This window comes from Streptococcus sp. E24BD, from assembly GCF_041807825.1.
GTDB lineage: Bacteria > Bacillota > Bacilli > Lactobacillales > Streptococcaceae > Streptococcus > Streptococcus entericus.
Genome location: NZ_JBGTZB010000032.1, coordinates 1 through 22,042, shown reverse-complemented (window position 1 = coordinate 22,042; position 22,042 = coordinate 1). Strand labels below are relative to the sequence as shown.

The 22,042-nt window shown below is 46.2% G+C and carries 21 protein-coding genes and 2 pseudogenes; 5 read left to right on the top strand and 18 right to left on the bottom strand.

The genetic code is table 11. The features are described 5' to 3' along the window. The 10 genes and pseudogenes from ACERC5_RS08070 to ACERC5_RS08025 all read right to left on the bottom strand — a co-directional run. Positions 1-257, bottom strand: a 257-nt coding sequence (locus ACERC5_RS08070) for a hypothetical protein (protein ID WP_373660542.1), incomplete at its 3' end; no start/stop codon positions are given. After that, positions 235-468: a transcriptional regulator gene (locus tag ACERC5_RS08065; RefSeq protein ID WP_373660541.1), complete on the bottom strand. Its 234-nt coding sequence runs from the start codon at positions 466-468 to the stop codon at positions 235-237. The genes ACERC5_RS08070 and ACERC5_RS08065, both read right to left, overlap by 23 nt. Position 469: 1 nt before the next feature. Then, the gene (locus ACERC5_RS08060) at positions 470-853 is read right to left on the bottom strand and encodes a hypothetical protein (RefSeq protein ID WP_373660540.1); all 384 of its coding nucleotides are present in this window, start codon (positions 851-853) and stop codon (positions 470-472) included. Further along, positions 825-1,283: a hypothetical protein gene (locus tag ACERC5_RS08055; protein ID WP_373660539.1), complete on the bottom strand. Its 459-nt coding sequence runs from the start codon at positions 1,281-1,283 to the stop codon at positions 825-827. The genes ACERC5_RS08060 and ACERC5_RS08055 overlap by 29 nt, the downstream gene beginning before the upstream one ends. Then, a complete protein-coding gene (dcm, locus tag ACERC5_RS08050; protein ID WP_373660538.1) occupies positions 1,267-2,655 on the bottom strand; it encodes a DNA (cytosine-5-)-methyltransferase in 1,389 nt (462 codons plus the stop codon). Before dcm ends, ACERC5_RS08055 begins: the two co-directional genes overlap by 17 nt. A 152-nt stretch (positions 2,656-2,807) precedes the next feature. Then, a pseudogene (locus tag ACERC5_RS08045) lies at positions 2,808-3,579 on the bottom strand (replication initiator protein A); the annotation flags it as partial. Further along, positions 3,566-3,745 carry a hypothetical protein gene (locus tag ACERC5_RS08040; RefSeq protein WP_373660537.1) on the bottom strand — a complete coding sequence of 60 codons (180 nt, stop codon included), beginning with the start codon at positions 3,743-3,745 and terminating at the stop codon, positions 3,566-3,568. The pseudogene ACERC5_RS08045 and the gene ACERC5_RS08040, both read right to left, overlap by 14 nt. Positions 3,746-3,905: 160 nt before the next feature. Beyond that, a pseudogene (locus ACERC5_RS08035) lies at positions 3,906-4,028 on the bottom strand (DNA mismatch repair protein MutT); the annotation flags it as partial. Positions 4,029-4,038: 10 nt separating this feature from the next. Continuing rightward, positions 4,039-5,136, bottom strand: coding sequence for a cystathionine gamma-synthase (locus ACERC5_RS08030; RefSeq protein WP_373658336.1), 1,098 nt, complete (start codon positions 5,134-5,136; stop codon positions 4,039-4,041). Between the two features lie 372 nt (positions 5,137-5,508). Then, complete coding sequence (locus tag ACERC5_RS08025; RefSeq protein ID WP_373660545.1) at positions 5,509-7,110, bottom strand: oligosaccharide flippase family protein; 1,602 nt, start codon at positions 7,108-7,110, stop codon at positions 5,509-5,511. A 139-nt stretch (positions 7,111-7,249) separates the two neighbouring features. Between ACERC5_RS08025 and ACERC5_RS08020 the strand changes: the two genes are divergently transcribed. Then, positions 7,250-8,677: a UDP-N-acetylmuramoyl-L-alanyl-D-glutamate--L-lysine ligase gene (locus tag ACERC5_RS08020; RefSeq protein WP_373660536.1), complete on the top strand. Its 1,428-nt coding sequence runs from the start codon at positions 7,250-7,252 to the stop codon at positions 8,675-8,677. A 37-nt stretch (positions 8,678-8,714) separates the two neighbouring features. Here the strand turns inward: ACERC5_RS08020 and tig are convergent, their stop codons facing one another. Together tig and argS are read right to left on the bottom strand one after the other, a co-directional pair. Beyond that, on the bottom strand, positions 8,715-9,998 hold the full coding sequence (tig, locus tag ACERC5_RS08015; RefSeq protein WP_373660535.1) for a trigger factor: 1,284 nt from the start codon (positions 9,996-9,998) through the stop codon (positions 8,715-8,717). A gap of 156 nt (positions 9,999-10,154) precedes the next feature. Then, entirely contained in the window at positions 10,155-11,846 is a 1,692-nt protein-coding gene (gene argS / locus ACERC5_RS08010; protein WP_373660534.1) for an arginine--tRNA ligase, read from the bottom strand. A 126-nt stretch (positions 11,847-11,972) separates the two neighbouring features. On the opposite strand from argS, the gene mutS reads away from it, so the two are divergent. The 4 genes from mutS (at position 11,973) to ACERC5_RS07990 (ending at position 16,538) form a co-directional block, all read left to right on the top strand. Further along, entirely contained in the window at positions 11,973-14,528 is a 2,556-nt protein-coding gene (mutS, locus tag ACERC5_RS08005; RefSeq protein WP_373660544.1) for a DNA mismatch repair protein MutS, read from the top strand. Positions 14,529-14,559: 31 nt separating this feature from the next. Beyond that, on the top strand, positions 14,560-14,784 hold the full coding sequence (locus ACERC5_RS08000) for a hypothetical protein (RefSeq protein WP_373660533.1): 225 nt from the start codon (positions 14,560-14,562) through the stop codon (positions 14,782-14,784). A 160-nt stretch (positions 14,785-14,944) separates the two neighbouring features. Then, complete coding sequence (locus ACERC5_RS07995) at positions 14,945-15,151, top strand: hypothetical protein (RefSeq protein ID WP_018368899.1); 207 nt, start codon at positions 14,945-14,947, stop codon at positions 15,149-15,151. 214 nt (positions 15,152-15,365) lie between these two features. Continuing rightward, entirely contained in the window at positions 15,366-16,538 is a 1,173-nt protein-coding gene (locus ACERC5_RS07990) for an NAD(P)/FAD-dependent oxidoreductase (protein WP_373660532.1), read from the top strand. 63 nt (positions 16,539-16,601) lie between these two features. Here the strand turns inward: ACERC5_RS07990 and ACERC5_RS07985 are convergent, their stop codons facing one another. The 6 genes from ACERC5_RS07985 to ACERC5_RS07960 all read right to left on the bottom strand — a co-directional run. Further along, the gene (locus ACERC5_RS07985) at positions 16,602-17,246 is read right to left on the bottom strand and encodes a lysostaphin resistance A-like protein (RefSeq protein ID WP_373660531.1); all 645 of its coding nucleotides are present in this window, start codon (positions 17,244-17,246) and stop codon (positions 16,602-16,604) included. Between the two features lie 3 nt (positions 17,247-17,249). After that, positions 17,250-17,630: a helix-turn-helix domain-containing protein gene (locus ACERC5_RS07980; protein ID WP_373660530.1), complete on the bottom strand. Its 381-nt coding sequence runs from the start codon at positions 17,628-17,630 to the stop codon at positions 17,250-17,252. A gap of 131 nt (positions 17,631-17,761) precedes the next feature. Next, a complete protein-coding gene (mutL, locus tag ACERC5_RS07975; RefSeq protein WP_373660529.1) occupies positions 17,762-19,735 on the bottom strand; it encodes a DNA mismatch repair endonuclease MutL in 1,974 nt (657 codons plus the stop codon). A 134-nt stretch (positions 19,736-19,869) separates the two neighbouring features. Then, a complete protein-coding gene (locus ACERC5_RS07970; protein WP_373660528.1) occupies positions 19,870-20,775 on the bottom strand; it encodes a polysaccharide deacetylase family protein in 906 nt (301 codons plus the stop codon). A 172-nt stretch (positions 20,776-20,947) separates the two neighbouring features. Next, positions 20,948-21,700, bottom strand: a complete 753-nt coding sequence (locus tag ACERC5_RS07965; RefSeq protein ID WP_373660527.1) for a type II CAAX prenyl endopeptidase Rce1 family protein — start codon at positions 21,698-21,700, stop codon at positions 20,948-20,950. A gap of 174 nt (positions 21,701-21,874) precedes the next feature. Beyond that, the coding region (locus ACERC5_RS07960; RefSeq protein WP_373660543.1) for a lipoate protein ligase C-terminal domain-containing protein at positions 21,875-22,042 on the bottom strand (168 nt) is incomplete at its 5' end.

The window sequence follows — 22,042 nt, the reverse complement described above, 5'->3', positions numbered from 1 at the left end:
AAACCAATAAGAGTGGACAAGACCACCATTAGGCTCAAACACTCCAAGACCCAAGCTAGTCTTGTCTTGTGTGAAACTTGACTAGGCGACTTTCTGACCAGCAAAATTACACTTGTTAGGTATAGAAGCTGGCACAGAATTGTGACTGCTAGAGATAGCTTTCCTGCTTGGAAAGACGATACGATAGCCGCATTTCCATACTGGTAGAGGTAAAGGATTAGAAGATTTATGCCTTTACCTGCGAAACAAGTCTTCATAATCTACCTCCAAAACACTCACTATCTTTTCCACCCACTTGGTCTGAGGCATTTGACCTGCCGACTTGTAGTGGCGGATTTTCTGGTACAGCCGATTGAACTCACTCGGATACTGATAGGCTCCCACAAACATCTTGCGGGTCAAATCGGCCCAAGTCATCTGTCGTTCAGCTAACAATATTTCAACATTCTCCCAAAATAATTCAGCCATGTTAGACCTCCGACTGTTCTTTCAGGGTCTGGCGAAAGCCCTCTAATTTTAGCTTTCGTGGGATAAAGGTACGTAGATCATCAGGGCTGAGGTCGGGATAGACTCTTTTGTTGTGTATGGCAAGGGGTAAGCGTAAGCTAGTAACTTTCTTACTCAAAATTAAGTATATCAGTTGCTTGGTCGTCATGTAGTCGCTTCGCTTAAAGCGCAACATGGCTGAACTCAAAAACTCAAAACAATCCACAGAATAACTCATCATCTCAAGCAAAGTTGGCTTATCTAAATCTTCTACGTGATGAGCTTCATAACAAACTCCATACTTTTCCAACTGTTCCAGAACTGTTTTATTTCTAGCCTTATTCTTGCCCAGGAAAATCCGCAACACAGCTTTCCTCCTTATTCAAACCAATTTCTGATTGAGACACCGTCGCAAAGGGTCGACTCATATCAATGGGCACTCTCCCTTCACCATAACATCTAACAACAAGGCTCGTCAGAATTCCTTCTTTGCCTTCATGAGTATAGTTTTCTCCATAAGTTCTGAAAGCCAGATGATTGTCATTCGTTACCAAGGTATCCACTCCGTTTTTGATGTCCCTTTCCTCCAAAAACTCAAAAACCCGATGGAGATTGGATTCGTAAAAGAGGGGGAGGTTCATCTCCTTGTGGTAGTCATCCTCAAAGGTCACAATCATTTCGCAATCATAGTTGGGCAAGGAAAGGAGCCTTTCTGTCAGTCGCTCCACCTCTGCTTGATGGATAGCCTCATCCAACTCTGAACAGGTTCTGATGGATTCTTTATGTAGTAGTTTCATAGTTCTCCTCCAATTTCTTTAATTCTCCTGCGATAGCAGCGATAACAGGAACTGAGACATTGTTTCCAGCCTGCTTATAGAGTTGGCTCTTGCTTGAAACCGCCTCTGCTTGGTCGAATGCCCAATCTGGAAAGCCTTGTAGGCGAAAACACTCTCTTGGGGTGAGCTTGCGAATCCTCAAACGATAGAGCTTGTCTCCCACCAAAAATCCTGTCACCTCAAACCATTTGTCCTTGCGGTATTCCAGGGCTGCGATAACGACACCTTGTTGGGAGCTGGTCGTTAGGGTGTTGGCCATCTGTTTGCCTACCCGTCCACGTTTAGAGTTAGACTTGGGATAGGATAGGTTAACCAAATCGCCAACTGTCGCCTTGGCATAGCCTTGCTTAGTCGCCTCACGGATTTTTAAGTGTGGCGCTTCGTGACGTAATAAGACTTTTGGAATCTTATCCCCACCCTGCATGGTGGTGAGGGTCGGGGAAAGACCTTCTGTATGATAAACTCGTCCTGCTTGATCAAAGCTAGTCGGCAAATTTCCAGCCACTAGTACCCCATGCCTGTCTTGAGCCGTTAGGGTAAACATAGGGTCTTGATTAGCCTTGAATCGTCTGCCGTTCTGTCTTTTATAAAGCCTGTCTGGTGTTAAAACAGGAATGGCAATCTTAACTCCCTCACCCTTATTTACGGTTAAGGTTGGAGATAGACCTGTCGAGAGATAGACCTCCCCACTCATGCCCTGACCTGATGGATTGACATTGCCTAGTCGGTCAAGATGAGCTGGGCTACCTTGTCCTCGGAGAGGAAATACTGGTCGGAAACCTCGCTTTTGAGAATGTCCGATAAGAAAGACCCGCTCCCTGTTTTGGNGAGAATGTCCGATAAGAAAGACCCGCTCCCTGTTTTGGGGAAGGCCAAAATCTTTACTGTTAAGCACCTGCCATTCGACATGATACCCCAGTTCATCCAGTGTGGTGAGGATTGTGGCGAACGTCCGTCCCTGGTCGTGACTGAGTAGCCCCTTGACGTTTTCAAAAAATAGATAAGGTGGTTGGATTTCCTTGGCACATCGAGCAAGCTCAAAGAAGAGAGTCCCTCTAGTGTCCTCAAATCCCAATCGTCTGCCTGCGAGAGAAAAGGCTTGGCAAGGAAAACCCCCACAGAGGACGTCCACTTGTCCTCGGAGTTCTCTGAGTTGATCATCGGTGATTTGGGTAATGTCATGGTATTCTAATTCTCCTGTCGTGTCGTGAATGGCTTGGTAGCTTTGTCTGGCGAAACGGTCAATTTCGCAAAATCCGATGCAGGTATGATCCTGGCTTTCCATGCCTAAACGAAAGCCCCCAATCCCTGCAAAGCAATCAAAAAAATTCATCTGTTTCTCCTTTCGGATATCAAAAAAGACCTTACTTCTCGTAAAGCCTTGGTTAGATATGGTCCTCCATTTCTGGAGCGTTCTTAAACTCAATCGCTAATACAATGAGCGACAATATCCACATGCCTAGCAAAATTTTCCACCACATGGTTCTCACCTCCTTTCCTGTTCTTGTCGGCGTTCCTTATTCCACTCTGCCAGAATGCCATTAAAGACATACTCAGCTATAGTCTCTGTCGTTCTGGCAAATCTCATGTTCTCCAAAGCATACTGATACCTAGTCTCAAAATGCCTCATAACAAACTCTGCACTTGTCTTAGAAAACTTCTCACGAATCAGCTGGTCATAGACCAATTGGTAAATATAGTCCTTGTCATAGGTGGTTGGCTTATCCACTTTACGAGTGAGCCCTTTTTCCTCCTCATCCTCTGAAAGACAATCACTCTCTTTAGTCTCACTATGTTCAGTCTCACTAGGGGCTGAATTTAAGACGGGGCCCGTCTGATTTTGAGACCCCCCTAGTGTTTTTTTAACACCACCCCCGTCTGAATTTAAGACGGGGGTAAGTTCATGTTCCAACTCACCCAGATAAATCTTGTTTGCGAGCCGTCCTTTTTCACTGGATGACTGTTGGACTTCCTCAATAAGGCCAAAATCTCTCAAGGATTTTTTGATGGACAGGAGTTTGGACTTAGAACACCCAAGAAGCTCCATTAAACTAGAATTGGAATAGATGAGATAGATTGAACCGTCTTCATCAATCCAACCTGAACTTAGGGACAGTTCCAAACGGTCTTTTAAGACGGCATAAGCGACTTTAACCTCAAGCTTCATGTCCTTGTATCGCTCACTCTCAAATAAGAGTTTTGGGAGCTTGTAATACCGTTCTGATGTTTGATACTGATTTGCACTAATGCGTTTCATGATTGTCCTCCAATTCTTTGAGTGCTAGTTGACCAGTTGTAGCAATATTAACCAGCCCACTTGTTTCTAATTCTTTCAACATGTCTGTTGCTTTAGATGATGTAACTCCCATAACAATCATGAGATAGCTAACAACACCAAGTCGAGTTGATTCTGCAAGTTCCACTATTTTCCTCCCTGTAAAATAAAAAAGGCAAGAACACTCTAAATTGTTCTTGCCTAAGCAATTATATTTTCTAAATGTGATAATATCCTCCTTAAGAACAGATTGTAGAACGCTCAAATCCTCGATTTAACAGCGTTTTAAGCACCTGTCATTATTATGACACAATCCCACCTGGATAAACCAACCCAGGCCAATCAGGGTCTTTACGGTTTTGCACCAAGACCTTGGTGCCATCTGTCACCATACACATATTGGTTAAGATAACTGCTTCTGTTTTTGGCATCTTATCATCCCTAGTCAGCTAGCGCCTGTTCTAAATCCCAAATCAAATCAGTCACATCCTCAATACCGATGGACAGACGGAGCAAGTCGTCAGTCAAACCGTAGGCATGACGGGTCTCAGCAGGAATATCCGCATGCGTTTGGGTCGTCGGATAAGTGATTAAACTCTCAACCCCACCCAAACTTTCCGCAAAGGTGAAAATCTGTAACTTATTGAGCAAACTTGGAATCTTGCGCTCATCTTGCAGCTTGATGGACAGCATGCCACCCTTCCCTGGATAAAGGACTTCCTTGATGTGAGGAGAGCTCTTCAGATGGCTCACCAGATCACGGGCATTAGCGGTAGCTTTTTCCATACGGAGTTTGAGGGTCTTGAGCCCTCGCATGAGCATGTAACTGTCAAAAGGCGACAAGACAATCCCTGTCGTGTTGAGATTGAAAAAGAGCTGATCGTAAATGGCTTGATCATTAGTGATCACAGCTCCAGCCAGCACATCGTTGTGCCCCCCCAAATACTTGGTCGCCGAGTGAATGACTAAATCTGCCCCCAATTCAATTGGTCGCTGGTAAATCGGTGTATAGAAGGTATTATCAACGACGGTTTTAGCTCCAACAGTCTTAGCCTTGGCAGCAATTGTCGCAATATCAAACTCGTTCATCAGAGGATTGGTCGGTGTTTCGATGAAAACCACATCCACCGTCTCATCCAGTAACGTCAGCATATCATCTTCTGTATTGGCATAGACAAAACGAAACCGCCCTTGCTGCTCTACCTTATCAAACCAGCGGAAGGACCCACCATAAAGGTCACGGCAGGCTAGCACTTTTGCCCCCACAGGGAAAATCTCCATGGCCAGCATAAGCGCACTCATGCCTGAGCTAGTCGCCACCGCATAATCTGCTCCCTCAATCGCCGCCAGGGTTCGCTCCAAGTTAGTGCGGGTAGGATTTTTAGTGCGGGTGTAGTCAAAACCTGTCGACTGACCAAACTCTGGGTGCTGGTAGGTCGTTGAGAAGTGGATAGGCGACACCAAAGCCCCAGTCTGCTTGTCCACCCGAATACCTGCCTGCGCCAGCTGCGTCTCTAATTTCAATTCCTTATAATCCATAACCATCTCCATTTGTTCTTTTTCTTTCTATTTTACCATGATTTCGGAACAATAGCAGAGCAAAAACAAAGTTTTTTCACGCCACTCCTATCAGGACAGACATCACCGTTAGCCGTTCTTTAGAAGTAGTTTTTGAAACAGCAACAAAGACAACAACACTAGACGATCGTCTAAAAAACCAAGTTAGCTACCCATAAGGATTAAATAGCACTGATAACGATACAAGAGAATTTCAATCATAACAAAAAGCGCATAAGATCAAGCCCTCACCCTTGACCTTATGCCTTTTTCTCACAGTCTTATTATTTATTCGATTTTTATGCCGCGCGATTACTTCATTGTTTAACACAGCTGTCTAAACCGCTTTAAGCGTTAACGAATCCGGCAAATGTCCCTTAAACGTTGGGCGCGTTGACCTAGCAACTTATCGAGGCTGCGTGTTTTGAGAGATAGATACCCATAGACCATCATTCCTACACTTGCACCAACAACAAGGTGAACAGTCGCCAGTAAACGGCTAGACGGTTGGATAACCAAACTCAAGCCCCAATAAATGACAAAAACAGGCACACACATGAGCAGGGTATTGCGAGCGATGAGGGCAGTATCTCTAACTAAAATGTTGGGATTAAACTGAGTAACCGCACGCAAGTGACGATAGAAGAGGATTGATGGGACTAACAGGGCTAAAGCTGTTGATAACACTGGCCCATAAGCCTGAAACAGGAATAATAAGGGCAGTTGAGTGAGCAACTTCACCACCACACCATAGTAGAAATAGCGGACTGCCGCCCGGCTTTCATTGACCGCATGTAGGATCGGTGATAGGGCAAAATAGGCACACTGCAAGAAGGTCTGGGCAAGTGTCGCGATAAACAAGCCTATGGCGAGATTTTCTGACGGGTTATAGAAGACAACGTAAAGTGGTTCTGCCAGTAGAATAGCCCCCATCAATGCAGGCAGAGCAAAGACTGTCAGCATTTGAAAACCATTGAGCATCAGACGAGCAACCCCGCGCTTATCTCCCTTGATGTGGCTCTCCGTCAATAATGGGATGCCGACATCACCAATCGTAATCGCTACCGCCACAATCAGCATAACTATCTTATTGGGATTGGCAGATAGGTAGGCATAAATGACGGTCAGGCGCTCCTTACTATCTTCCGTGAGGAATGACAAAACGTTAACAAAGGTTGCTTGATCGATTAACTGGTACAGCTGAATGGCAACTCCTGTCAAAATCATCGGAATCGCTGTCCGAAACGTTTCTTTGATGAGTTGCAAACTTTCCTGATACTGCACCTTAATTGGCGATGCTTTCAGGAATTTACTCAAGAGCCCAGACTGCCAAAAGTAATACCCCAACACAGCAAAGCTAGCTAACATGCCAACAAAGGCAGCAAATGTCGATTGGGTGACAGCTGACACGTAGTCTTTTGACCCCATTTTCATGATGTAAAAGGTGGTCAACAGCATCCAAATGACACGGATAAGCTGTTCTGCTAACTGACTCAGAGCATTTGGTTTAACATGGTGATAACCCTGAAAAATACCTCGACACACACTCATCATCGGAAAGACCAGAACAGCCAAAGTCAAGCTTCTAAGCACAGGAACTAAAGTCTGTTCTGCGCCTGACAACCGTGATAAGACCGGTGCCCCAAGGTACAAAATAGAGGCGAAAATAAGACCCGACAGGAACATGATGCCGATAAATTGTTTCGCCAGTCCAATCCCTTTGGCTTCTTGGTCAATCGCATTATACTTAGCAATCTGTTTTGAAATTGCTGTGTTAATCCCTGTCGTGGATAGCACCAAAAAAGTAGCATAGAGGGTGTAGCCCATGCCATAAAGAGCGTTAGCTTGTGGTGCTGCAACCTTACCCATCCAAGCATACCACGGAATGATATAAACTGCCCCTAGCAAACGTCCTGCGATGTTAGCGAAAGTCAACCAAGCTGTCCCTCGCAACATCTTCTCTTCTCGGCTGAGCTGGTTTGTTTGACTGTTTTCTTCTAGCACGTGTTATCCTAATCTTTCTATAGTCTATCTTTTTATTATAAACTTTTACCTGTCACTTGTAAAATGCCAACTTTGGGTTTACAATAGAGGTATGATAAACCTATTAGAGATTTTCGAGATATTGAAAGCAGATGACAACCTTGTCACTCTCGCTCCTAGCTGGGCTGACACCAGTTTTACCAAACTCAGCTACGATAGCTGTCAGGTCGATGCAGATACCCTCTTTTTCGTCAAGGGGGCTGGCTTTGACCCTATTTATCTGGAGCAGGCTGTTCAGGCTGGTCTGACCTATTATGTGGCAGAAAAAACCTACGATGTTGCCTGCTCTGCTATTGTCGTCAAAGATGTCAAACGTGCCATGAGCCTGGTTGCCATGCGCTTTTACGACAACCCTCAAGATAAGCTGAAACTGTTGGGCTTTACGGGCACTAAGGGCAAGACTACTGCTGCCTACTTTGCCTACCATATCTTGCGCCAAAGCCACAAACCTGCCCTGCTGTCAACCATGAGCACAACCCTAGACGGCGAGACCTTTTTCAAGTCCCAGCTGACCACGCCAGAGAGTTTGGACCTCTTTGCCATGATGGCTGAGGCGGTCCAAAACGGTCGCTCCCACCTCATCATGGAGGTGTCCAGCCAAGCCTACCTGACCAAGCGGGTCTACGGACTAACCTTTGATGTTGGGGTCTTTCTCAATATCACGCCCGACCATATCAGCCCCATTGAGCACCCGAATTTTGAGGACTATTTCGCTCACAAGCGACTCTTATTGGACAATAGCCGAGCGGTCATCATCAACGCAGGCATGGACCATGCCGCTGCGGTGCTCGAGCAAGTAGCAGACAAAGACCTTGACACTTACGGTAAGGGTTCTAATAACCGTGTCGTGACCTCATCTGCCTTTGACTTTACAGCGACAGGAAAATTAGCTGGGCAGTACAGCATCCAACTGCTGGGGGATTTCAACCAAGACAATGCTATCGCTGCTGGATTAGCCTGTCTACGATTGGGGGCTAGCTTAACTGACATCAGGTTAGGCATCGCTCAAACCACCGTGCCAGGTCGGATGGAGATTCTAACTCAAGCGAACGGTGCCAAGGTTTTTGTTGACTATGCTCACAACGGTGACAGCCTCGACAAACTCATCAAGGTTGTGACGACTGCCCAAACAGGACAAGCCTTTCTCATTATCGGCTCGACAGGCAATAAGGCTGAAAGTCGCCGTGCCGATTTTGGGCGCGTCATCAATCACTACCCTAAACTACAGATTATTTTAACGGCAGATGACCCCAACCGAGAAGATCCTTTTGCCATCTGCCAAGAAATCGCTAGCCACATTAACCGTCCTGTCACCATCGAAGTGGACCGTGAAACAGCTATCCGACTTGCCCTCTCACAAACCAAAACCAGTCAGGATGCTGTTATCATCGCTGGCAAAGGCAGGGATGCCTACCAAATCATCAATGATCAAAAAGTCCCTTACCACGGGGACTGGGAGATTGCCAATCAGAACTTGTAAGATAAAAAATCCGCCCAAGGGGACGGATTTTTTAAATTTATTTGACAGTTGCTGTGCTGGTGATCACTTCAACTGCTTTTTTCATCGCAACATCGTGCTTGAGCATCTCTGGTGAAAGGAGGCTACGCACTTGTTCAACTGGCATGTTGTATTCTGTTGCCAAATCGTTGATTTCTTTTTCGATTTCTTCATCAGTTGCCTCAAAGCCTTCTGCTTTAGCAATCGCTTCGATAACAAGATTTGTACGAGTACGTTTTTCAGCATCGCCTTCAAATTGCTTGTGAAGGTCATCTTGTGTTGTTCCTGTCAACTGGAAGTACATGTCTGGTGAAATACCTTGGCGTTGCATGTTGCCCATAAACTCGTTCATGGCACGGTGAACTTCGTCGTGAACCATTTCTTCTGGGAGGTCAACGATTTCTGCATTAGCGACAGCGAGTTCGAGCGCAGCCCCTTCGACCGCATCGTCATAAGCAACAGCTTTTTCAGCTTCCAAATCTTTGCGATACTTCGCTTTTAAGTCGTCAAGAGTTTCAACGTCTTCGTCGATGTCTTTTGCCAATTCGTCATCAAGGGCAGGAACTTCTTTAGCTTTGACTTCATGGACAGTTGTGACAAAGAGGGCGTCTTTGCCAGCCAAATCTTCTGCCTGATAGTTTTCTGGGAAAGTCACGTTAACATTGACCGTCTCACCAGCCTTGCTACCAACCAACTGGTCTTCGAAGCCTGGGATAAATTGACCGCTACCAAGCGCTAGTGAGAAGTTCTCACCTTTACCGCCGTCAAACTCAACACCATCAACAGAACCAACGAAGTCGATAACAACAGTGTCACCGTCCTCAGCCGCACCGTCTTTAACGACCAATTCAGCCAAGTTTTGACGCGCACGCTCGATTTTAGCATCTACTTCTTCGTCAGTTACTTCTTTGGTTTCAGTGACGTCGACAGCCAAGTTTTTGTAGTCACCAAGTTTTACTTCTGGCTTCGTCACCACTTCAGCTGTGATGGTCCAGTCTTGACCTTTTTCCATAGAAGCGATATCGATTTTTGGTTGGGCAACCACGTCCAAACCAAGCTCCGCAACAGCAGCCTCATAAGCGCTAGGCAAGATGCTGTTAAGAGCTTCCTCGTAGAGAGCTTCTTCACCAAAACGTTGGTTGAAGACGGCACGTGGAATGTTGCCTTTACGGAAACCTGGGGCGTTAAGATTTTTCTTGATTTTATTGAATGCCTTATCAAGAGCTGGCTTGCTTTGCTCCTGACCGATGGTGAAAGTGATCACACCACGGTTGGTTGTTTTGTTTTCAAATGTTGCAGACATGCTGTCACACTCCTTAAAAAATAATATACAGCCTATTTTACCATATTTTAGGCAAATGTGGAACTATTTTTACTGGTTAGAGGAATTTTTTCGTCAGTCCTTATGAGCTGTTAACAGGACTATCCGAACAATAAACCTATAACCATGCAAAATTTCTTACATTTCATCTGGTGCTTCAACACCGAGCAAGGCGAGGGCTTGCTTAAGCACGATAGCGGTCGCATAGCTGAGCACTAGGCGGCTATCTCGTTCTGGGCTATCGTCCAAAATCCGAGTGTGGGCATAGTATTTGTTAAAGCTCTGAGCGAGATTAATTGCAAACTTAGCAATGACGTCAGGCGTTAGCTTATCAGCTGCCCGTGTGATGGTGGCTGGAAATTCCTGCAAGAGTTTGATAATCTCCCAAGCATCCGCATCATCTAAGCTGTAAGAAGCTCCTGCTACTGGTTGAAAATCAGCCTTTCTCAAGATTGATTGAATCCGAGCATGGGCGTACTGAACATAGGGACCCGTTTCTCCTTCAAAAGATACCATAGCTTCTAAATCAAAATCATAACCATTGTTACGGTCAGTTTTGAGATCGTAGAACTTGATTGCACCGACACCAACAGCATGAGCCACCGCATCTTTGTCGGCCAGATGAGGATTTTTCGCCTCAATCTGCGCCTTAGCTCGGCTAACAGCTTCTGCGATGGTTGGCTCAAGCAAAATCACATTGCCCTTACGGGTCGAGAGCTTCTGACCACCCTTGGTCACCAAACCAAAGGACACATGCTCAACATCTTGGTGCCAAGCATAACCCATTTCATTAAGCACAGCTTTGAGCTGCTTGAAGTGGGCAGACTGCTCCTGACCGACCACATAGATGCTCTTAGCAAAATCGTAGGTGCGCTTGCGGTAAAGCGCCGCTGCCAAGTCACGGGTGCTGTAAAGCGTAGCACCATCTGATTTTTTAATCAAGGCAGGGTGTTCGATGCCGTACTTGGTCAAATCGACTACCTGAGCACCATTTGAGAGCTGCAATAAGCCCTTGCTTTCCAGCAGATCAACCACTTCGTCCATCTTGTCATTGTAGAAGGCTTCACCACTGAGGCTGTCAAATTGAACCCCCAGTTCAGCATAGATACGGTTGAACTCCACCAAACTCTCATCGCGGAACCATTGCCAGAGCTTGAGCGCTTCTTGGTCGCCGTTTTCCAGTTTGAGGAACCAGTCCCGACCTTCTTGGTCAAGACTAGGGTCAGCCTTGGCCTCATCGTTGATCCGAACGTAAAGTTTTAGCAACTCGGCAATCGGGTTCGCTTTCACTGCTTCTTCATTGCCCCATTTTTTATAAGCCACAATGAGCAGACCAAACTGCTTGCCCCAGTCACCGAGGTGGTTGATACGGACAGTTTTGTAACCAATTTTTTGGAAAATCTTAGCCAAACTATCCCCGATAACGGTCGAGCGTAGATGTCCGATAGAAAATGGCTTAGCGATGTTGGGACTAGATAAGTCAATCGCGACGGTCTGTCCTGCCCCAATAGCCTGGTCACCATAACGTTCACCCGCTGCGATGACCTCTGACAACACTTCTGCTGAAATCTGTCGTTTATCCAAGAAAAAGTTAAGGTATGGACCAACTGCTTCAACCTTATCAAACTGTGTCTTGTCAATCTGCTCGGCGATGTCGCTGGCAATAGCCTGCGGTGCCTGACGAAGAGCCTTAGCCAAACTGAAGGTCGGAAAGGCCAAGTCTCCCATACTCGCATGCTTTGGTTTTTCTAAGAGGTTAGCGATGGCCTGCTCGTCCAACTGGTCAATATGCTTGGCCAGCTCTTGAGCGATGAGTTGTTTTGCAGTCATAATCTGTCTCCAAAAATTATTTTTCCTTTTATTTTACCACAAAATAAAGCTAAGGCAAAGATGAAAAAGGCTGAAAAAAATCGTGATTTTTGCTATACTGGAAAAAATGAACTGACGGAGGTGACCATGTCTAAAGAAAAAATTTCCCCTGGTATGCAACAGTATTTAGACATCAAGGCTCAATACCCTGATGCCTTTTTACTCTTTCGCATGGGGGATTTCTATGAACTTTTCTACGAGGATGCTGTCAAAGCTGCTCAACTCTTAGAACTCAACTTGACCAGCCGCAACAAAAATGCTGAACATCCTATTCCCATGGCTGGCGTCCCCCATCATTCTGCCCAGCAGTACATTGATGTCTTGATTGATTTAGGGTATAAAGTAGCCATAGCCGAGCAGTTAGAAGACCCTAAGTCTGCTGTTGGTGTGGTCAAAAGAGATGTCGTTCAGGTCATCACCCCAGGCACGGCGGTTGATATGACCAAGCCAGACGCCGCCAATAACTTCCTTGTTGCCATCGATCGGCTTACAGGCAAATTCGGGCTGGCTTATATGGACGTTTCTACTGGCGAATTTTTTGCAACCCAGCTCAGTGATTTTACGGCAATCTGCAGCGAAATCCAAACCTTGAGAGCTAGAGAAGTCGTTATCGGCTATGATTTGTCAAACACAGAAGAGCAACTGCTGACCAAGCAACTCAATCTCCTCCTGTCAGAGGAAAAAACAGAGGGCACAGCCGATCATTTATTAGACCAGCAATTATCAGCTGTTGAACGCTCTGCTGCGGGCAAGTTGCTCCAATACCTCCAAAATACCCAAAAACGGGAACTCACGCACCTGCAACCTCTTGTGCATTACGAAACAAAAGACTATCTCCAGATGAGTTACGCGACCAAGACCAGCCTTGACCTGCTGGAAAACAGTCGGACACATAAGAAACAAGGGAGCTTATTTTGGCTCTTAGATGCCACCAAGACTGCCATGGGAACAAGGCTCTTGCGTGCATGGATAGACCGTCCCCTGATTAACTTGACTGCTATCACCAATCGGCAAGAGATTATCCAGACCTTCTTAGATGACTTTATCACGCGTCATGATCTAACCGACAGTTTCCGTGGGGTTTATGATATTGAGCGACTGGCTAGTCGAGTCTCTTTTGGCAAGGCCAACCCTCGTGACCTGCTACAGCTGGGACAGACCCTGGCTCAGGTGCCCTATATCCGTGCAATTCTGACAAGCTTTGGGGCTTCTTGTCTGGAAGACTTGGTGACACGTCTAGACAGCCTGCCAGAGTTAGAAAGCCTCATCAGCTCTGCTATTGACCCTGACGCCCCCAATACGATAACCGAAGGCAACATCATCAAAACAGGCTTTGACGAGCAACTGGATCGCTACCGCAAAGTCATCCGCGAAGGGACTGGATGGATTGCAGACATTGAAGCCAAAGAACGCGCCAACTCAGGTATTAGCAACCTAAAAATCGATTATAATCGCAAAGATGGCTATTACTTCCATGTGACCAACTCACAGCTCAGCCATGTTCCAGACCATTTTTACCGTAAGGCGACCCTGAAAAATTCCGAACGCTTCGGTACAGCAGAACTTGCCAAAATCGAGGGTGAGATGCTGGAAGCCAGAGAGCAGTCTGCCAGCCTGGAGTACGATATTTTCATGCGTATCAGGCAGCAAGTCGAGACCTACATTGGGCGTTTGCAGAGCCTGGCCAAAACCTTAGCCGAGGTTGATGTGCTTCAAAGCCTTGCGACTGTGGCAGAAACCAATCACTACATCAGACCGACCTTTAACCAAGAGGCTCGCATTGCCATCATTGACGGTCGACATGCCGTCGTTGAGAAAGTCATGGGCAAGCAGGTTTATGTGCCAAATTCGATTCACCTTGACCAGACCACAGCTATTCAGCTCATCACGGGACCCAATATGGCAGGTAAGTCTACCTATATGAGGCAGCTAGCGCTCACTGTCATTATGGCGCAAATGGGAGCTTATGTCGCAGCTGAGAGCTGTGACCTGCCACTCTTTGACGCTATTTTCACACGTATTGGTGCTTCTGATGACTTGATTTCAGGGCAATCGACCTTTATGGTGGAAATGATGGAAGCCAATCAAGCCATCAGGCGTGCCAATGACCGGTCACTCATTCTCTTTGACGAACTCGGTCGAGGCACGGCTACCTATGATGGCATGGCGCTAGCGCAATCCATCATCGAACATCTTCATGACCATATCGGTGCAAAGACCCTCTTTGCCACTCACTATCACGAGCTCACCAGTCTAGACGACACCCTGCCTCACCTCGTCAACGTTCACGTGACCACTCTGGAAAAAGACGGCGAGGTGACCTTTCTCCATAAAATCGCAGACGGTCCTGCCGACAAGTCCTACGGTATACACGTTGCCAAAATCGCTGGACTCCCGACCAGTCTCCTATCTCGGGCGGAGAGGGTCCTTCATGACTTGGAGACGGCTTCGCCTGCGCTATCGGACAATAGCCGAGCAGACAAACACGGTACCAGAGAGCAGAAAGAGACCACTGGGCAATTAGACCTCTTTGAGCAAGGACATGATTCTCTAATCGAAGCCAAGCTCAAAAACATGGATGTCATGACCATGACCCCTATGGAAGCCATGAATGCTCTCTATGAACTCAAAAACTTACTATAAGCCACAAGCTACGACAACAAAAGGAGACAAGATGAAAAAATTAGATAGACGCTTACGTTACACCCTCAATGCCCTCTGGCTGGCAGCAGGAATCTGTATCGGCAGTCTCATTTCTGCTCTCAGACATGGGGAGAATTGGATAAAAAGTGCCCTCCTTCTTCTGACCGTCAGCGCGATGATTTATTCTTGGGAAAGCACCTCGACCTTAATCAAAGATAAACTCGTCCCTGCTGAAGAGGAAAGGTTTGGGAAGTAAACCTATCCACTTCGCTACCTGTACAAAACCTTGATATTAGTTAGACGTTAAGCTATCCTGACTTTCTTGTCAATCGATTTTTTGCCACTTTTGTGATAAAATAAAGATAGATAATATGCAAACGATAACATTTCTGGCACATTTTCAAGGAGGTTATAGGATGAAAAAAATTCTAAATCAAGCAGTACTGCAACTATTTTTCGTTGACTTAGTTGTCGTCAGCGCTCTCTATTACAAAGAACAATTTTCCTTACAGGCGACCTTGTTTTACGGATTTTTTCTCTTTTTATTTCATGGCGTCATCGTGATAAGGTCTCTGTACAACAAATTTTATGATGAATTTTATGACGACTACAGCAAAAAATAAACAAAATCGAGGCTGCTTGCTCCTCGATTTTTTGCGTTGAAACTAGGAGATGGACTATCACACATAATCTGCGTCATCTTTTTTGACTACCGAAAGCTAATGGAACAAGCCGTGCAGCAGTCAAACCATCACTGCTGTCGTCAATCAAAGTGGTAACCCTTATGGTTAAGATAAAATAAGCAACTTTCTGTCTGCACTATGGTACAATAAACCTATGACACATTATGACACAATCGTTATCGGCGGCGGGCCTGCTGGCATGATGGCCGCCATTTCCTCCAGCTACTACGGACAGAAGACATTACTGGTTGATAAAAACAGAAAACTTGGCAAGAAACTCTCTGGCACAGGCGGCGGTCGGTGCAACGTGACCAACAACGGGACCTTAGAAGACCTCATCGCAGGTATACCTGGCAACGGGCGCTTCTTGTACAGTGTCTTCTCCCAGTTTGACAACCATGATTTGATTCGCTTTTTTGAGGACAATGGGGTCAAACTCAAGGAGGAAGACCATGGTCGCATGTTCCCAGTCACGGACAAATCCAAGACCATCATTGATTGCTTGGTTGGAAAAATCGCAGAGCTGGGCGGACAGGTGCGAACCCAGTTTGAGGTCGTCTCGGTGAAAAAAAGTGATGGCACCTTTCAGGTCAAATCAGCAGATGAGCAACTGACCTGTGATCGCCTTATCGTCGCAACAGGGGGCAAATCTTATCCTTCAACAGGCTCAACAGGCTTTGGTCATGACATCGCTAGGCACTTCAAGCTAGCAGTCACAGCGCTCGAGGCGGCTGAAAGCCCCTTACTCACAGACTTTCCCCACAAGGCCTTACAAGGTATCTCCTTGGACGAAGTGACCTTATCCTACGGCAAACACGTCATCACCCACGATTTGCTCTTTACTCATTTTGGCCTGTCGGGACCTGCTGCTCTGCGCCTATCCTCCTTTGTTAAGGGAGGTGAGACCATTTATTTGGATGTTTTACCTGACCATAGCCGATCTGAGCTTGAGACCTATCTGGATCGCGAGCGTGAAAAATCCCTGAAAAATGCCCTGAAATCCCTCCTGCCAGAACGGATGGCGGACTTTATCGCTCAGCCATTTTCTGAAAAGGTCAAACAGTTAACGCACAAAGAGCGCGAGGAACTGCTCAATCGTCTCAAACACCTGCCTATCCCTGTTACAGGCAAGATGAGCCTAGCCAAGTCCTTTGTGACCAAGGGCGGCGTTGACCTGAGAGAAATTAACCCCAAGACCCTAGAGAGCAAACAGGTGCCTGGGCTTCATTTTGTCGGTGAGGTGCTGGATATCAACGCCCACACGGGCGGCTTTAACATCACTGCAGCCCTCTGCGGTGGCTGGGTGGCTGGCAGTTTACACTTTTAGACTGAACAAAAAGCGTCGACTGACGCTTTTTACTTTCCATTCTTTTTCCGCACGACTTATGACTTAAAAACTTCCCAGAAAGGCAGACAAATTTTCAAAACTGTGCAAGTACCAAGGTAGCCAGAGCCCTTGTCCCTTGTTATAGAGATAACCCAAAACTAGACCACTCATAGCATGAGGAAGAACACTGAACAGCTCTGCCCAACTCAGCTGATGCATGTGAATCATTCCGAATAACAAGGCCTGAACACTTAGCGATAGAGCATAAGGCATGACTTTCTGACACCACCCAAAAATAATATGGCGATAAACCACTTCTTCGACAAAGGAACCCAATACCCTTAACACTAATAAAATCAAAACTTTTGGAAACCGAGCCAGAACCTGCGTTATTGCCGTATCATTTTGCAACTGATAGCCACTTAAGCCAAATAGGCTCAGCAAGGTGTCACTCAGCAACCCGCCAAGCGTACCCAATAAAACCATAGCAACATAAGCACCTAGCAGCCACCACAGGATTTTCCAGCCCAAGGAGGTCACTTTTTGGAAAGACTGCCTTAACTCTTGCCGAAAGAGATAGGCTGCAAGGAACGCTAAGACGCCGTAAGACACGAAGATATGGACACCATGCGAAAAAATGACGCTCAGAAGTTTTCCCTTGATGAGAAACAGGTAGCCAATAGGAACGAGAGAACGGTTATGAGACATAGGTCACCTCTTTTGTTTAGTGTGATAAATCTCCGACCAAACGTAAAAGAGTAGAAGCCCGAACAGTGTTAGAGAAAAGAGTGGCATGCCCTTGATAGCAACCAAACTCCCCAGCAAGAGAATTGATAAGAGCGTCAGGTACCGCCAGAGATGCCGACGAGTTGGCTGAGCTAACGGCAACGTGTCCTTAGCCAGACCTAGCAGTTCATCTACCGAAATACCATAAAATGCTGACAAGCGAGCCAAATTATCGCTATCCGGTACTGTCCGATCTTTTTCCCAATTGATGATGGTCTGACGAGACAGCAACAGCAGTTGGGCTAATTGGTCTTGGGTATAGCCCTTTTCTTGTCGTAGAGACTTCAAACGCTCCCCGATGGTCATTGATTTATCCTCCCTAAAGGTAACAGATTAAACGCGCCATGAGTCAAGATCTGTTGACATGAGCCTGTTTGCTGTGTTAAAGGTCTTGAACATGCTGTTGCTAGCACCTTCAAGTTGACAAGTCTGTCAACCTAATATTTCCCTAACTCACGTAAGCTGGTGTGGTTTTCCTGAATGCGGCGGAACATTTTTTCCATGTCTGACTTGCTAAAGTTGACAAGGACAGGACGACCGTGAGGGCAGTTGTAAGGATTGTCACATTGGGCGAGCTGTACCAGCAAGTCCCGTGCGGAGTAGTCGTCTAGCTTGTGATTGGCCTTGATGCTGCGTTTGCAGGACATCATGATGGCCAATTCTGCTCGGTACTGCTTGATGGAGACCTGATTGGTCAACAGCAGCATGTCACACATTTCATAGACGCCGCTTTCGATTTCCTCTTCCTTCATCCAGATAGGGTGCTCACGTAGGATAAAGGTGTTCTGTCCGTAAGGCTCGAGGTTGACGCCAACTTCCTGTAGTAGCTCTGCCTTTGCCTGCAAGGTCAAAAAATCACTGGATGAAAACTCAAAGAGATAAGGGACTAAGAGCTGCTGGAGCGAGCTGTCAACTTCGGCAATCTTGTCCCGATAATACTCGTACTTCACTCGCTCCTGAGCGGCGTGCTGGTCGATGATGTAGAGCCCGCCTTGCCCTTGTGCAAAGAGGTAGGTCCCGTGCATCTGCCCGAAATACTCCAACTCTGGAAAGGTCGACCGTTCCTCCTGCTCCAAGTTAGCCACCAAGCGCGACAGTTTCTTTCGATCCGCCTGCCAGCCATGTTCCCCGTCCTCTAGGTTAACTGCCTCCCTCTGGGCAAACTGCACACTGGCTGGTCTTTGCTCAGTTTCTGGGCAAATAGCAGAACTAGCCGTCGGACTAGGGCTGTCAACCATCTTGACAAGATTGTCAACCTGCTCTTCAACCACCACTGATTGGGGCTGATCTTTGAGGAAAAAGTCCTGCTTTTCTGTGTCATAGTAGAGGTTGGTCTGCTTGAGACTGAGGCTGGTCTGAACCGGCTTTTCAGCTCGTTTAACACTGGATTTAGCTAGATTTTCCAAGGCATCTGGAATCAATGTTTGCTCTTTCAGACTAGCTACGATAGCTTGCTTAATCAGTGCCATCAGCTCTTTTTCCTTAGAAATCCGCACCTCCTGCTTGGTCGGATGGACGTTGACATCCGCCAAATAAGGATCAATCTGAATGTCAATCACTGCAATCGGAAACCGTCCCACCATGAGCTTGCTCCCGTAGCCATCTAAAATTGCACGACTGAGCAAAAAGTTCTTGATATAGCGCCCATTGATCAGCAAGGTGATGTAGTTGCGATTGGCACGCGTTAACTCCGGCAAACTGACATAGCCCGACACTTCAAAATCCAAGTCACTGGCTGAAATCTCAATCATCTTGCGTGCTGTTCCCAGACCGTAGATACCAGCGATGGCTTGGCGTAGGTCGCCTGTCCCAGAAGTCTTGGTCAGCTCACGCCCATCACTGATTAGGGTAAAGGCCACCTCTGGGTGTCCTAGACTGAGGCGGTTAACCACATCGATGACACTTGAGGTCTCCGCCTGCAAACTTTTCAGGTATTTGAGCCTAGCAGGGGTGTTAAAAAAGAGATTTTCTACCCTTATTTGTGTGCCAACAGGACGAGAAATAATCTCTTGTTGCTCAATAACACCACCATTGGCCACCAGTTTAAGACCGTGCTCTGCTTCTGCGGACTGGGTTTTGATGGTCATCAGACTGACTGAGGCAATCGAAGGCATGGCTTCACCCCGAAACCCTAGTGTTCGGATACGAAAGAGGTCGCCTTGATTTTTGATTTTACTGGTGGCATGTCGACGTAAACTCAAAGGTACATCTTCTGGCACCATTCCTTCTCCGTTGTCAGTTATCTGAATCAGTTTGAGCCCGCCCTCTTCAATGGTGATAGTAATTTGACTGCTGCCTGCATCAATAGCATTTTCAACCAGCTCTTTAACCACACTAGCTGGGCGCTCAACCACCTCACCTGCAGCAATTTGGTTGGCTAGGACTTCTGGTAATTCAATAATTTTTGACATAAATTTCTCTCTTTGTGCTAATCTTAATTTCATTATATCACAAACGGCGCTCATCACAAAAAGACACCAGCCCTAGCTGATGTCCTGATGAGACACTGCCTGCACTGACAGGTCAAACGGTTTATGTTGTACTGTTACTCGGTGCTGATGTAGGACAAGAGAGCATCAGCTGTGGTGGTCGGCAATATCCGCACTCGGTTGAGGGTTAATAAGCCGTTAGACAGACTCGCTAGACCTTCATTTGTGGTTAGACCGAGTTTATAGCCTGCCTGATTAGCTACTGCTAGCGTGTCTTCGTTGTATCGCCCTGCTGGGTAGACAATGGTCGTGGTTTCCTGATGGAGCAGTTGATCGAGATAGGTTTTACTGTCTGTCAGCTCTGCTATTTGCCCATCAACCCCTGTAGTACTAAGATCTGGGTGCGTCACCGTGTGCCCCTCAAAGGTCATGCCTGCTGCTTGCATCTTCAAGAGCTGCGCTTCGGTAAGGTGTCCAGCCTGCTGTTCTTGCGTTAGCCCTGTGATGACGTTGTTGGTCGCCGTGGCCCCATATTTTTGCAAAATGGGATAGGCTACGTCATGAAAGTCCCAGAGGCTATCATCAAAGGTCAGCCAAACCACTTTATTCGCCGGCAGAGCATTCTCGGTTAGGGCACGGTAGGCCTCAGCAGGTGTCAAAAAGTGATAACCAGCTTCCTTCAGCGCCTTAACGTGGCTCTCAAACACGTCAGGTGCTACAATCAGATTGGCGTTGTGCGCCTCCTCTGGTGCCATATCGTGAATGGCATGGTACATGAGAATAGGAATTTTGACAGGCTCCTGTTGCTTGATCCAGGTTGACGATACCTCTTGACGACTGGTTGACGTTGCTTCCCCTGTTTGACTAACAGATGGCTGCTGAGCTATCGTTTGTGGTTCAGCTTGTTCAAAAAAGACTTGTTTGCCTAAAAAGCCTAAAACAAGTAGTAAGGCAACTATAGCTAGACATAAACTAGCAATCAAGCCAGATTGAGAAGACGACTTCCGTGAACGACGTTGCATGATACACTCCTTTTTCTATTTATTATAGCATACACTCCCTAGATAAAACAAACAACCCACTAGAGAACTAGCAGGTTGTTTGCGGAGATTTATGAAAAAGTTTTAGGAATGGAATAATTATACCCACAGAACCTTAAAGAAAACTTAAACAACCTAATAATAGCATTAAAAGCTAAAATAAGAAATAACTCAACAGTCCTACGCCTAACATGTCACTGATGGCATGAGCCCAGAAAAATGGGAAAAGATTTTTCTCTTTCATCCGAGTGTAGAGCAAATAGTAAATCGTTCCAAGCATGAAACCAATTGCCAAGGCGGAAATATTGCCTTGGTAGGTATGAAAGGCATAGCGAACAATCAGGGAATAAAAGAAAATTGGTTTACGGTGCTGGGATTCCACGCTCAAACACATCCCCAAAAAGAAAATCTCTTCGTAAAAACCATTTAACAAGGAATAAATCACTAAAGATAAGTCAATCGACTGAAGTTTTTCAATGAATGGGTGCATGGTTGAGGTAGTATACTGAACGGCCTCACTGAACTGTGACAGCGCCTCTTCAGGTGGAAAAATACTGTAGGCCACCATAAAATAAAGGTCAAAAATGATAGCAACGCCGATAAAGAGTAAAATCCCCCAAAGAATGGATTTTAAGTTGATTTTAATAGGCCAACTTGAAAAATCAAATCTGCGCCACCAGAGGTACAAAAATGCTAACAATAGCAGAGGCACCTGCCCCCAAAAAGCAGCCCAGTTGACTGCACTGGTAAACTCTGGCAATTCCGCCGTCGCTGTGTTGTCTAAATTGATATAAGCCATCATGGAGTCCTGAATAAAACGGCCAAACATGATAAGGCTCAAAACAACCACATCCCACCACTTTAGATACTTCAGTGGCTCTTTTGGTCTCAGTGTGGTAAAGGTCATGTCAAACCTTCCTTTCTGTTGCATTTTATTTAGTGTCAACAATAGAAATCAGTTGAAAACACCGTATAACATCATCAGTTTAATCTTTTTCCCTAAAATTTTCCTAAAATAAGGTGTAAGGAGAATAGTCAAAACCTCTGCTGCACGACTGACAGCAGAGGTTGGTGAAAGAATTTAGGCAACGATAGCTTTAGCAACTTCTTCTGTCATCATGCGGGAGAAGTAGTGGCTCGTGTCGATGGTTTGGAGTTTGGCCAAGACATCCGCATACTCGTAGCGGGTGCCAACCAGCAACTCTTCGATATCGCTGACATCACCAATCCCAAAGAAATCCCCATAAAT

Coding starts and splice junctions, on each gene's coding strand:
- ACERC5_RS08065 (WP_373660541.1), bottom strand. CDS start 468: ATGGCTGAATTATTTTGGGAGAATGTTGAAATATTGTTAGCTGAACGA.
- ACERC5_RS08055 (WP_373660539.1), bottom strand. CDS start 1,283: ATGAAACTACTACATAAAGAATCCATCAGAACCTGTTCAGAGTTGGAT.
- ACERC5_RS08030 (WP_373658336.1), bottom strand. CDS start 5,136: ATGGATTATAAGGAATTGAAATTAGAGACGCAGCTGGCGCAGGCAGGT.
- ACERC5_RS08025 (WP_373660545.1), bottom strand. CDS start 7,110: ATGTTGCGAGGGACAGCTTGGTTGACTTTCGCTAACATCGCAGGACGT.
- ACERC5_RS08020 (WP_373660536.1), top strand. CDS start 7,250: ATGATAAACCTATTAGAGATTTTCGAGATATTGAAAGCAGATGACAAC.
- tig (WP_373660535.1), bottom strand. CDS start 9,998: ATGTCTGCAACATTTGAAAACAAAACAACCAACCGTGGTGTGATCACT.
- argS (WP_373660534.1), bottom strand. CDS start 11,846: ATGACTGCAAAACAACTCATCGCTCAAGAGCTGGCCAAGCATATTGAC.
- mutS (WP_373660544.1), top strand. CDS start 11,973: ATGTCTAAAGAAAAAATTTCCCCTGGTATGCAACAGTATTTAGACATC.
- ACERC5_RS08000 (WP_373660533.1), top strand. CDS start 14,560: ATGAAAAAATTAGATAGACGCTTACGTTACACCCTCAATGCCCTCTGG.
- ACERC5_RS07995 (WP_018368899.1), top strand. CDS start 14,945: ATGAAAAAAATTCTAAATCAAGCAGTACTGCAACTATTTTTCGTTGAC.
- ACERC5_RS07990 (WP_373660532.1), top strand. CDS start 15,366: ATGACACATTATGACACAATCGTTATCGGCGGCGGGCCTGCTGGCATG.
- ACERC5_RS07985 (WP_373660531.1), bottom strand. CDS start 17,246: ATGTCTCATAACCGTTCTCTCGTTCCTATTGGCTACCTGTTTCTCATC.
- ACERC5_RS07980 (WP_373660530.1), bottom strand. CDS start 17,630: ATGACCATCGGGGAGCGTTTGAAGTCTCTACGACAAGAAAAGGGCTAT.
- mutL (WP_373660529.1), bottom strand. CDS start 19,735: ATGTCAAAAATTATTGAATTACCAGAAGTCCTAGCCAACCAAATTGCT.
- ACERC5_RS07970 (WP_373660528.1), bottom strand. CDS start 20,775: ATGCAACGTCGTTCACGGAAGTCGTCTTCTCAATCTGGCTTGATTGCT.
- ACERC5_RS07965 (WP_373660527.1), bottom strand. CDS start 21,700: ATGACCTTTACCACACTGAGACCAAAAGAGCCACTGAAGTATCTAAAG.